Here is an 11,183-nt window from a genome sequence, read left to right on the forward strand (position 1 = left end):
ACCCGGTCGTGGACGAGTTGCACCTGCTGTCCGTTGGAGTCGGTGACGAACGCGACGGGGGCGGAGATCCTCGCGGAGCTCACGCCGTTGGCCGGGCGGGTGTTGGTGAACGCGTGGCCCACGGGTGTCGCGGTGGCGCCGGCCCAGCATCACGGTGGGCCTTACCCCGCTACGACCTCTACCTCAACCTCTGTTGGTGGTACGGCTATTGAGCGGTGGCTGCGGCCTGTTGCCTACCAGAACACGCCTGAAGCGTTGCTGCCGTTGGAGTTGCGGGACGGTAATCCGCTGGGGCTGCCCCGGCGTTATGACGGGCACCTGGAGCGATAGCGCCGTTGGGGGTGCGGTTTGGTTGCGTGTACCGGTCTGTTGTGGCTGGTCGCGCCGTTCCCCGCGCCCCTTAAGGCAACATCCTTGGCCTGAGATGATGAGTGGATGGACTTGGAACTCTCCCAACTGCCCTTTCCCCTCCGCACTTACGGGCCCGACGGGCACTGGTCCTACGAGGACGGTGTGCTCACGGGGTGGGCGGGGCCCCGGCAGGATCGCTTCGTGCCGCCCACCGGGGAGGGGCTGGATCCCGCGTCCGACGCGCCCCGGTTGCTCGGGGCGCCGCACGGGGACTTCCAACTCATCGCTCGCGTCACCGTCGGGTTCGCGGGGTCCTTCGATGCCGGGGTGCTGTACGTCCACGTGGGGGAGCGGGCCTGGGCGAAGTTGTGTCTGGAGTACTCGCCCGACGTGCCCACCGTCTGCACGGTGGTCACCCGGGGGCACTCGGACGACGCCAACTCCTTCACGGTGGACGGTAGTTCGGTGTGGCTGCGGGTCAGCCGCACCGGCCGCGCCTTCGCCTTCCACGCGTCCCGGGACGGTGAGCGCTGGATATTCATCCGGCTCTTCACCCTCGGTGACGAGAAGGAGACGGACGCGGCGCTGGTCGGCTTCATGACGCAGTCGCCGATGGGGGAGGGGTGTGTCGTCACGTACGACCACCTTGAGTTCAGGTCTAGTTGGCCGAACGATCTGCGAGACGGAAGCTGAGGAAGGCCGTCACCGCGAAGAGGGCCGCGCTGATCGCGAGGCTCTCCCGCAGGCCCGCCGTGAAGCCTTCGGAGACCAGCGCCCCGAACACGGCGATTCCCAGTCCGCCCGCCACCTGACGCGCGGAGTTGAGCACCCCAGCGGCAAGGCCCGCCCGTTCGGCGGCCACCGCGTCCATCATCATGGCGGTCAGCGGCGGGACCGTCAGGGCGCAGCCGAGAGCCATCGGGACGAGGAGCCAGGCCACCAGGAGCGGGGGCGTGCTCTCGTCGACGTAGAGAAGAACGAGTGCGCCCAGCGTGGCGAGCAACTGGCCGATCAGCATGGGCAGTCGGGCGCCGTAGCGGGCCGCCAGCTTGCCCGCCACGACGTTCGTCACTCCGATCAGACCGGTCATCGGCAGGAACATCAGCCCGGCGTACAGCGCCGAACGGCCCTGCACCTGCTGGAAGAAGAGCGAGAAGAGGAAGACCAGGCCGAAGAAGGCGACACTGCACGCGGCACCCGCCGCGACCGCCACGGACACCGTACGGCTGCGGAACAGGCTGAGTGGCACCACAGGGTGCGACTGGCGCAGCTCGACCCGGACGAAGGCCGCGCCCGCGACGAGCGCGATCAGCAGAGCCACGACTCCCGTCGCCCCGCCCTCGATCACCGCGAAGGTCACGGCCGTGAGGGTGATCACCGCCAGCAGTTGGCCCGGCAGGTCCAGCGGTGCGGGCCGGCGTTCCGAGCGCGGCGCCCGGACCAGCAGCACCAACGCCACCGCGCCGAGCGGCAGGTTGATGAAGAAGATGCCCCGCCAGTCCCAGAGCGAGGTCAGCGCGCCTCCGGCGACCGGCCCGAGGGCCACCGCCACCGAGCCGCCGGCCGCCCAAGTAGCCACCGCCCGCGCCCTCTTGGCCGGTTCGGCGTAGGCCTGTCGTACGAGGGACAGCGAGGCCGGCAGGACGACGGCCGCCGCCACACCCTGAAGCACGCGCGAACCGATCAGGGTCGGCAGGTTCGGGGCCAGACCGCAGACCGCCGAGGCGGCGGTGAAGACGGCGATACCGATCGCGTACGCGCGGCTCGCCCCGGCCCGGTCCGCGAAGGCGCCGGTGGACAGCATCAGCGCGGCGAAGGACAGCGTGTACGCGTCGACGACCCACTGGAGTCCCGACAACCCGCCGCCGAACGCGTCCTCGATGGACGGCAGCGCCACGTTCACCACGGACGCGTCGAGGGTGATGAGCGCGAAGCCGAGGAGGGCGGCGGTGAGGACCAGAGCTGGGGAGGGATTCCTCAAATCGCCGGTGCGGGGCGTGAGTTGGCCGGCGGAGGTGGGGGTGGGCGTTGTCATGCGTCCATGCTGCGGATTCGCGAGGCCGTACAGTAGTGGCCGGAATGCCATACACCCGGAGGTTCTGGCCATGCCGAGGAAGCGGTCCCCGCATCGCGTCGCGATCGTCGCGCCGTCCCCCGTCTCCATGTTCAACCTGGCCGTCCCGGAGCTGCTCTTCGCGAAGGTCGAGATCGACGGCGCCCCCGGCTACGAGGTGACCATCTGTAGCTCCGACGGCGGCCCGGTGGTGACGACCGGAGGCCTGCACCTTCAGGTGGGCCGCGGCCTCGACGTCCTGCGCACCGCCGACACCGTGGTGATCGCGGGCACCGGCGAACGGTACGACCCCGACCCGGCCGCAGTGGCCGCCGTCCGCGAGGCCGCCGCCGCGGGCAAGCGCATCGCCTCCATCTGTAGCGGCGCCTTCGTGCTCGCGGCGGCCGGGCTGCTAGACGGCCGCAGCGCCACCACGTACCACGGGCTGGCGGACGAACTGCGTGACCGCTATCCGTCCCTCGACCTCAAGGGCGACGTCCTCTACGTCCAGGACGGCCAGTTCCTGACCGCCTCCGGATACGCCGCCGGCATCGACCTCTGCCTGCACATCATCCGCACCGACTACGGCGCCGCCGTCGCCAACGAGGTGGCCCGCCTCGCCCTCGTCGCACCCGTACGCCCGGGCGGCCAGACCCAGTTCACGCAGACCCCCCTCCCACCCGAGCGGGGCACGGCCTGCGCCGACACCCGCGGCTGGGCCATGCGCAACCTGGACAAGCCCCTCACCCTCACCGACCTGGCCCGGCACGCGGGCGTCAGCGTCCGCACCCTCACCCGCCGCTTCCACGCCGAGAGCGCGGTGAGCCCGCTCCAGTGGCTGCTCCACCAGCGCATCGAGCGCGCCAGGGAACTCCTGGAGACCACCACCCTCCCCATGGACCAGGTGGCCCGCGCCTGCGGCCTGGGCACGGCGGACTCCCTGCGCGGCCACCTGGTCCGCCGCACCGGCCTGACACCGAGCGCCTACCGGGCCCAGTTCAGCCGCCTGGGAACCGGAGGGGCCGAGGTCACGTCATCGGTTGCGTGATCAGTGACCGTGCCATCGAGAACCGGGTGATCAGAACCGCCCTGCCCGCCGAGGCGGAGAGCGTCGCCGCGCTGCACGCGCGCGCACGGGCGACGTACTACCCCGACGGCGTCCCGGAGGACGGGCGGGACTGGCTCGCCGCCTGGCGGGGCGTCATCGAGCGCCCCGACGCCCATGTCCTGTGCGTGGTCGAGCACGGCCGTATCGTTGCCATAGCCTCCTTCCGTACCCAGGAGGGCGACCCGGCGGACACGGTCACGCTGTTCCAGTTCCACGTCGACCCCGACGAGTGGCGCTCCGGCCTCGGTACGGCCCTGCACGCGGCCTGCGTCGAGCAGTGGCGGGCCGACGGCCGGCGGACCGCCGTACTCGATGTGCATGTCGACAACGAGCGGGCGCAGGCCTTCTACGTCCGGCAGGGCTGGGTCGCCGAGCCGTCCGACGGCGGACACCACCTGGAGATGCGGCTGCCCGTGACCGGGGAATGAAGCGAGCTGCCTGAACGTTCACGGGGGAAACAGAGAGCCTCTGTCTCTCACCCGTACGTCCTGGAAAGAGCCGAAGAATGCGTGTCGAGATCTGGTCGGACATCGCCTGCCCCTGGTGCTACGTGGGCAAGGCCCGCTTCGAGAAGGCGCTCGACGCGTTCCCGCACCGCGACGGCGTCGAGATCGTGCACCGGTCCTTCGAACTGGACCCCAGCCGCGCCAAGGGCGACATCCAGCCCGTGCTCAAGATGCTCACCAAGAAGTACGGCATGAGCGAGGCGCAGGCGCAGGCCGGTGAGGAGAACCTGGGCGCGCAGGCCGCCGCCGAGGGCCTCGACTACCGCACCCGCGACCGCGACCACGGCAACACCTTCGACATGCACCGCCTCCTCCACTTCGCCAAGGAGCACGGCCGCCAGGACGAGCTGATCCAGGCGCTGTACAAGGCGAACTTCGCAGAGGAACGTTCCGTCTTCGGCGACGACGAGCGGCTCGTCGAGCTGGCCGCCGGTGTCGGCCTGGACGCGGACGCCGCCCGCAAGGTGCTGGCCGACCCGGCCGCGTACGCCGACGACGTCCGCGCCGACGAGCGCGAGGCCGCCGAGCTGGGCGCGAACGGCGTCCCCTTCTTCGTCCTCGACCGCAAGTACGGCGTCTCCGGCGCCCAGCCCGCCGAGGTCTTCGCCCAGGCGCTGACCCAGGCATGGGGCGAGCACTCCCCGCTCAAGCTGATCGACAGCGGTGCCGACGGCGACGCCGAGGCGTGCGGCCCCGACGGCTGCGCGGTACCGCAGGCCTGAAAAGGGGCTGGTCAGGGCTGATCGCCCGGTGACCTATAAGCGTTCCTTAGCGGATCCACGTAAAAATTCGCAATGGACGAGGGCTTCTCGGCACCGCAGAGTGGTGGCATGGAGACCTTCGAGAGCCTCGTCCGCGCCGAGTTCGCCCCGAAGAACACCTACCTCAACACCGCGAGCACCGGCCTCCTCCCGACCCGCACCGTCACCGCGATGCACACCGCCGTCGAGGCCGCCGCGGTCGGCACGCCGACCGACATGTTCGACGACGTCGAGGCGTCCCGTGCCGCCTTCGCCCGCCTGACCCGTGTGCCGGCAGATCGGGTGGCGGCCGGAGCCTCCGTCGCCGTCTACAGCGGACTGATCGCCTCCTCGCTGCCGGCCGGCTCCGAAGTCCTCACCGCCGAGGCCGACTTCAGCTCGGTCGTGACCCCCTTCCACATGCGCCCGGACCTCAAGGTCCGCAGCGTCCCGCTGGAGCGGATCGCCGAGTCGGTACGCCCCGGCACCGCGCTCGTCGCGGTCAGCGCCGCCCAGTCCGCCGACGGCCGGATCGCCGACCTGCCCGCGCTGCGGGCGGCGGCACGCGAACACGGGGCGCGTACGTACATCGACGCGTCGCAGGCCGCAGGCTGGTTCGACCTCGACGCGGACGCCTACGACTATGTCGCCGCCGTCGGCTTCAAGTGGCTCTTCTGCCCGCGCGGGGTCGCCTTCCTGGTCACCCCGGAGGACCTCGGCGGCCTCAACCCGGTCTTCGCCGGCTGGGTCGCGGGCGAGGCGCCCTGGGACAGCTGCTACGGCCCGGTCGAGGAACTCGCCCACTCCGCCCGCCGGTTCGACGAGAGCCCGGCCCTCTTCTCCTACGCCGGTGCCCGCCACTCCCTCGCCCTGCTGGAGGAGTTGGGCGTCGAGACGGTACGCGCCCACGACCTGGACCTCGCCGACCGCTTCCGCACCGGCCTGCGCACTCTCGGCCACGAGCCCATCGCGTCCCCCGGCTCACCGATCGTGTCGGTACCCGGACTCGGCGGGCGGCAGGGCGAGTTGAGCGCGGCCGGGGTCGAAGTCTCCAACCGGGCCGGGAACTTGCGCGCGGCGTTCCACCTCTACAACACCCCGGAGGACGTGGACCGACTGCTGGATGCCCTTTCCGGCTGACACGGGAAAGGGCATCCAGCGGCGAAGCTCACCTCACCGGGGCGAAGGACGTCACCGGACCGGCGTGAAGTCCCGTGCCCCGATGAACTCGGGCCGTCGTACCGGCGCGGCGAACGGCTCGACCGCCTTATTCTCCACGCTGTTGAACACGATGAAGACGTTGCTGCGCGGGAACGGCGTGATGTTGTCACCGGAGCCGTGCATGCAGTTGCAGTCGAACCAGGTCGCCGAACCGGCCCGGCCGGTGAACAGCTTGATGCCGTACTCGGAGGCCATGCCGGTCAGCGCCTCGTCGGACGGGGTGCCCGCGTCCTGCATCTGGAGCGACTGGCGGTAGTTGTCCTCGGGGGTCGCGCCCGCGCAGCCGAGGAACGTCCGGTGCGAACCCGGCATGATCATGAGGCCGCCGTTGGTGTCGTGGTTCTCGGTGAGCGCGATCGACACGGACACGGTGCGCATGTTCGGCAGCCCGTCCTCGGCGTGCCAGGTCTCGAAGTCCGAGTGCCAGTAGAAGCCGCTCGCGCCGAAGCCGGGCTTCACGTTGATCCGGGACTGGTGGACGTACACGTCCGAGCCGAGGATCTGCCGGGCCCGCCCGACGACCCGCTCGTCGCGCACGAGCCGCGCGAACACCTCGCTGATCCGGTGCACCTCGAAGACGGACCGGATCTCCTTGGACTTCGGCTCGACGATCGACCGCTCGTCGTCCCGGATCGCGGGGTCGGCGACGAGGCGCTCCAACTCCTCCCGGTAGACGCCGACTTCGTCGTCCGCGAGGAGTTCCTGCATGGCGAGGAAACCGTCGCGCTCGAACGCCTGGAGGTCACCGTTCGGGATCGGGCCGGGGGTGTCGGGGGAGCCCCAGATGACGGGGTCCTTGCGCGGGACGGACACCTCGGTGGTGCCGCGGCTGGGGTACAGGTCGGTGACGCTGGTGACGGTGGTCATGCTCGTCACACCTCCTCGGGTTCGGTCAGCAGCGGGTAGACGCCGTTCTCGTCGTGGTCCTCCCGTCCGGTGACGGGCGGGTTGAAGACACAGATGCAGCGGAAGTCCTCCTTGATCCGCATCGTGTGCCGCTCGTGTCCGTCGAGGAGGTACATGGTCCCGGGCGTGATCGTGTACGTCCGCCCGGTCTCGTTGTCGGTCAACAGGGCCTCGCCCTCGACGCAGACGACGGCCTCGACGTGGTTGGCGTACCACATGGACGTCTTCGTACCCGCGTACAGGACGGTCTCGTGGACCGAGAAACCGACCCGCTCCTTGGCGAGGACGATGCGCTTGCTCTCCCAGGTGCCGGACGCGGCCTTGATGTGCCGGTCGGTGCCTTCGAGTTCCTTGAACGAACGGACAATCACGGGCTGTCTACGCCTCCTTGACGTGGTGTCAGATAGTGATGTGAGGGGTGGTCAGGCTGTTTCCCGTACGGCACGGGCGAGGATGCTCAGCCCCTCGTCCAGCTCCTCGGGGGTGATGGTCAGCGCGGGCAGCAGTTTCACGACCTCGCCCTGCGGGCCCGACGTCTCGACGAGCAGCCCGAGTTCGAAGGCGCGGGCGCAGATCCGCCCGGCGCGCTCGGGGTCCTTGAACTCGATGCCCCAGACCAGCCCGCGGCCCCGGTACTCCTTGATGTCGGCGAGGTTCTCCTCGGTGATGGAGATCAGCCCCTGCTCGACCTGCTCACCGCGGGCCCGGGTCTGCTTCTCCATCGCGGAACCGTCCGCCCAGTACGTCTCCAGGGCGGCGGTGGCGGTGACGAACGCCGGGTTGTTGCCGCGGAACGTGCCGTTGTGCTCGCCCGGCTCCCAGATGTCCAGCTCGGGCTTGAACAGGCACAGGGACATGGGAAGGCCGTAGCCGCTGATGGACTTCGACACGGTGACGATGTCGGGCACGATCCCGGACTCCTCGAAGGAGAAGAACGCGCCGGTGCGACCGCAGCCCATCTGAATGTCGTCGACGATGAGCAGCATGTCCTGGCGTTCGCACAACTCGGCGAGCGCGCGCAGCCATTCGGGGCGGGCGACGTTGATGCCGCCCTCGCCCTGCACGGACTCGACGATCACGGCGGCCGGCTTGTTGAGGCCGGATCCCTGGTCCTCCAACAGCCGCTCGAACCACAGGAAGTCGGGGACCTTGCCGTCGAAGTAGTTGTCGAACGGCATCGGCGTGCCGTGCACCAGCGGGATACCGGCACCGGCCCGCTTGAAGGCGTTGCCGGTCACGGCCAGCGAACCCAGCGACATCCCGTGGAAGGCGTTGGTGAACGACACGATCGACTCGCGCCCCTTCACCTTCCGCGCCAACTTCAGCGCGGATTCAACGGCGTTGGTGCCGGTCGGGCCCGGGAACATCACCTTGTACGGCAGGTCGCGCGGACGCAGCACCAGATCCTGGAAGGTCTGGAGGAACGCGCGCTTCGCACTGGTCGACATGTCGAGCCCGTGGGTGACGCCGTCGCGCTCCAGGTAGTCGATCAACGCCCGTTTCAGGACAGGGTTGTTGTGCCCGTAGTTGAGCGAGCCGGCGCCCGCGAAGAAGTCGAGGTAGGCGTGGCCGTCCTCGTCGTACATACGGCTGCCCCTGGCCCGGTCGAAGACGGTGGGCCAGCCGCGGCAGTAGCTGCGGACCTCGGACTCCAGGGTCTCGAAGACGCTGAGATCGGGCTGGGTGATGGTCACGCGAATCGCTCCTCGGTGTGGGGGGTGAGGGGGTGCGGCGGGAAGACCGGGGAACCGGCCGGGCGGTCGGAGACCCGGTCGGCCGGGCGGTCAGAGGCTCAACGGGCCGATGCGGTACAGCACTTCGGGGTCGTGCGGTCCGTCCGGGAAGTCACCGGCCTCGAACAGGACCGTGCGCTCGACGGCGGCGCCGTGACGTTCGGCGTACGACGTGAAGAGGCGTTCGGAGGCGGTGTTGCCGGGCGTGATCGTGGTCTCGATGGCGGTCACCCCGTGCTCGTCCGCGACCCGCTCGGTCAGTCCGTCGAGCAGCCGTGCGGCCAGCCCGCGACCGCGCTGCGCGGCGTCGACGGCCACCTGCCACACGAGCAGGGTGCCCGGCCGGTCCGGCGGCACGTACCCGGTGACGAAGCCGACCGGCTCCCCGCGCTCGTCCCGCACGACGGCCGAGGTGCCGGCGAAGTCCCGGCACCACAGCAGATAGCTGTACGACGAGTTCAGGTCGAGGGCGTTCGAGTCCTTGGCGATACGCCACAACGCGGCGCCGTCGGCCACCGTGGGGCGGTCGATGTGCAGGTCTGCTTGGGTGGCAGTCATGCGAATTGAATTTACCGAGAGAAATTCAAAATCGCATGGAGGGATGGGGTTACGTCTGAGACCGTGCTGTGTTATCACGCGTGCGAAGGCGCAAGCTATGCACCACTTTGACCCATAGATAAGGAGCAAAGCGGGCGCCCTGTGTAACGGGTCACAAGGGTGTAACCCTCACGAGATCTACGCGAATTATTTGCGTTTGGGCGCGCGGAAATCGGGCAGAAGAATATGGGAAGCTGCCCGCTAAGACGGCGATAAAATTCCCGGAAATTACATCGTAATTAGGCCCGGACTTAGGGTTGAGCTTAGGCCCCGGTGACGCCGTCGATGCTTTCTCGCAGGATGTCGGCGTGACCGTTGTGCCGCGCGTACTCCTCGACCAGATGAATGAGCACCCACCGCAGACTGACCTCGGTCCCGGCCAGCGGCCCGTCGGGGATCCGCCCGAGATCGTCCGGCGCGAGCCCCGCGCAGTGCTCCTGCCCGCGCGCGATCTCCCGGCGCCACACGGCCAGCGCCTCCTCGATGCCGCGCCCGGGTTCGAGGGCGTACCCGTCCTCGCTGCCGTACACCGTGGGCACGTCCAGCCCGAACACCCGCTGGAACCAGGTGCGTTCGACCTCGGCGAGGTGCTGGACCAGGCCGAGCAGGGTCAGCGAGGAGGACCCGGCCGCCGCGAGCCGCACCTGCGTGTCATCGAGACCGGCGCACTTCACCTCCAGCGTGGCGCGATGAAACGCGAGCCAGCTTTCGAGCATGGGGCGCTCGGCGCCGGTCATGAGGGGGATGGGGCGGCCGTCGGGCAGGGTCCGTTGCGTGTCGGCGGTCATGCGGGCCAGCCTAGGGAGTCGGGCCGTCCCGGCGCCGGGTTACCGCCACGCGTTCTCCACGGCGGACCGAGCCCCCTCCGGATCCACCGACACGCCCTGCTCGGCCAGCGCCGCGCCCAGTGCCGCCAGGGAACTCTGTACCGCCCCCACCGTCGCGTCCACCCCGTAGTGGTTGACCCGGATCATCTCCTTCGCCAGGGCGCCTCCGCCCGCGGCGAGCGGCAGGGCCGGGTCCGCGGACAGGGCCCTGGCCACCAGCTCGGACGCGACGACACCCGGCGGCGTCCTGAGCGTCGTAGCGACCGGGGCGGCCTCTGACGCCTCGTGGACGTACGGTTCGAGGCCGCCGCCCAGGGCGGTCGCGCCCGCTCGGGTCGCCGCCGCCGCGGTCGCGTGGCGGTGCGTCAGCACGTCCAGGCCCTCCGACTCGATGCGCTCCACGCACGCCTCCAGCGCGAGCATCTCCAACTGGGCCGGTGCGTGCAGGAGGGTCGTGCGGCCGGCGTCGATCCAGCGGTCCTTCCAGTCGAGGAGGGAGAGGTACGAGCGGCGCGGGGCGCGGGGGTTGGCCGTCATACGGGCCCAGGCCCGTGCGCTCACCGACACCGCCGACACTCCCGCCGGGCCGCCCATCGCCTTCTGCGCGCCGATCACGCACAGGTCGACACCCCACGCGTCCGGCAGCACCGGCTCCGCGCCGATGGAGGCCACCGCGTCGAGGTAGAAGACCGCGCCGTGCTCGCGCACGATCTCGCCGATCTCCGCGACCGGGTTGGTGTTGCCGGTCGCGGCCTCCGCGTGGACGAGGGACACGAAGTCGATCTCCGGGTGTTCGGCGAAGGCCTCCCGGATCTGGTCGGCGGTCACCGCCGTGTGGAAGGGGACGGCGAGGTCGATCACCTCGGCACCGCAGTCCCGCAGCCAGTTCCCGAAGGTCTGCCCGTACGGACCGGTGATCACGTTCAGCGCGGTCGTGCCCGGCCCCGCCGTGGAACGGATCGCGCCCTCCAGTGGCAGCAACGCCTCACCCTGCATGATCACGACATCCTGCTCGGTACCGAGCAGGCGGGCCACCCGGTCCTCGATCGAGGCGAAGTGCGCGGCGCTCAGCGGGGCCAGGTCGAGGAAGGGGTGAGTCATGGCGGTGCTCTTTCGCTCGCGGTGAGGGGAGGGGCGGAGA

General features: G+C 69.9%; 12 protein-coding genes and 1 pseudogene. 6 read left to right on the forward strand and 7 right to left on the reverse strand.

Annotated features, from left to right (window positions below; genetic code table 11):
• Both ACNFOC_RS42525 and ACNFOC_RS42530 read left to right on the forward strand, forming a co-directional pair.
• Positions 1-330: pseudogene (locus ACNFOC_RS42525) on the forward strand (hypothetical protein); the annotation flags it as partial.
• 105 nt (positions 331-435) lie between these two features.
• The gene (locus tag ACNFOC_RS42530; RefSeq protein WP_416964368.1) at positions 436-1,044 is read left to right on the forward strand and encodes a DUF1349 domain-containing protein; all 609 of its coding nucleotides are present in this window, start codon (positions 436-438) and stop codon (positions 1,042-1,044) included.
• Here ACNFOC_RS42530 and ACNFOC_RS42535 read toward each other — a convergent pair.
• Positions 1,010-2,386 carry an MFS transporter gene (locus tag ACNFOC_RS42535; protein WP_416964369.1) on the reverse strand — a complete coding sequence of 459 codons (1,377 nt, stop codon included), beginning with the start codon at positions 2,384-2,386 and terminating at the stop codon, positions 1,010-1,012. The two genes, ACNFOC_RS42530 and ACNFOC_RS42535, sit on opposite strands and share 35 nt — an antisense overlap.
• 70 nt (positions 2,387-2,456) lie before the next feature.
• Between ACNFOC_RS42535 and ACNFOC_RS42540 the strand changes: the two genes are divergently transcribed.
• The 4 genes from ACNFOC_RS42540 (at position 2,457) to ACNFOC_RS42555 (ending at position 5,898) form a co-directional block, all read left to right on the forward strand.
• On the forward strand, positions 2,457-3,452 hold the full coding sequence (locus ACNFOC_RS42540; protein WP_416964370.1) for a GlxA family transcriptional regulator: 996 nt from the start codon (positions 2,457-2,459) through the stop codon (positions 3,450-3,452).
• Positions 3,449-3,940, forward strand: a complete 492-nt coding sequence (locus ACNFOC_RS42545; protein ID WP_416964371.1) for a GNAT family N-acetyltransferase — start codon at positions 3,449-3,451, stop codon at positions 3,938-3,940. Before ACNFOC_RS42540 ends, ACNFOC_RS42545 begins: the two co-directional genes overlap by 4 nt.
• A 77-nt stretch (positions 3,941-4,017) precedes the next feature.
• Positions 4,018-4,740 (forward strand): DsbA family oxidoreductase, encoded by a 723-nt coding sequence (locus tag ACNFOC_RS42550; RefSeq protein ID WP_416964372.1) that lies wholly within the window; start codon positions 4,018-4,020, stop codon positions 4,738-4,740.
• 108 nt (positions 4,741-4,848) lie between these two features.
• Positions 4,849-5,898, forward strand: a complete 1,050-nt coding sequence (locus tag ACNFOC_RS42555) for an aminotransferase class V-fold PLP-dependent enzyme (RefSeq protein ID WP_416964373.1) — start codon at positions 4,849-4,851, stop codon at positions 5,896-5,898.
• A gap of 51 nt (positions 5,899-5,949) precedes the next feature.
• Here the strand turns inward: ACNFOC_RS42555 and thpD are convergent, their stop codons facing one another.
• The 6 genes from thpD to ACNFOC_RS42585 all read right to left on the reverse strand — a co-directional run bounded on the left by thpD (position 5,950) and on the right by ACNFOC_RS42585 (position 11,143).
• Positions 5,950-6,846 carry an ectoine hydroxylase gene (gene thpD / locus ACNFOC_RS42560; RefSeq protein ID WP_416964374.1) on the reverse strand — a complete coding sequence of 299 codons (897 nt, stop codon included), beginning with the start codon at positions 6,844-6,846 and terminating at the stop codon, positions 5,950-5,952.
• 5 nt (positions 6,847-6,851) lie between these two features.
• Positions 6,852-7,256 carry an ectoine synthase gene (locus tag ACNFOC_RS42565; protein ID WP_019060618.1) on the reverse strand — a complete coding sequence of 135 codons (405 nt, stop codon included), beginning with the start codon at positions 7,254-7,256 and terminating at the stop codon, positions 6,852-6,854.
• A 51-nt stretch (positions 7,257-7,307) separates the two neighbouring features.
• The gene (gene ectB, locus ACNFOC_RS42570; RefSeq protein WP_416964375.1) at positions 7,308-8,579 is read right to left on the reverse strand and encodes a diaminobutyrate--2-oxoglutarate transaminase; all 1,272 of its coding nucleotides are present in this window, start codon (positions 8,577-8,579) and stop codon (positions 7,308-7,310) included.
• A gap of 90 nt (positions 8,580-8,669) precedes the next feature.
• A complete protein-coding gene (gene ectA, locus ACNFOC_RS42575) occupies positions 8,670-9,176 on the reverse strand; it encodes a diaminobutyrate acetyltransferase (RefSeq protein ID WP_416964376.1) in 507 nt (168 codons plus the stop codon).
• Between the two features lie 302 nt (positions 9,177-9,478).
• Complete coding sequence (locus tag ACNFOC_RS42580) at positions 9,479-10,003, reverse strand: DinB family protein (RefSeq protein WP_416964377.1); 525 nt, start codon at positions 10,001-10,003, stop codon at positions 9,479-9,481.
• 39 nt (positions 10,004-10,042) lie between these two features.
• Positions 10,043-11,143, reverse strand: a complete 1,101-nt coding sequence (locus tag ACNFOC_RS42585) for a pyridoxal-phosphate-dependent aminotransferase family protein (RefSeq protein ID WP_416964378.1) — start codon at positions 11,141-11,143, stop codon at positions 10,043-10,045.
• Between the last annotated feature and the right edge of the window lie 40 nt (positions 11,144-11,183).

It is taken from the genome of Streptomyces colwelliae (assembly GCF_048158785.1).
Classification (GTDB): domain Bacteria; phylum Actinomycetota; class Actinomycetes; order Streptomycetales; family Streptomycetaceae; genus Streptomyces.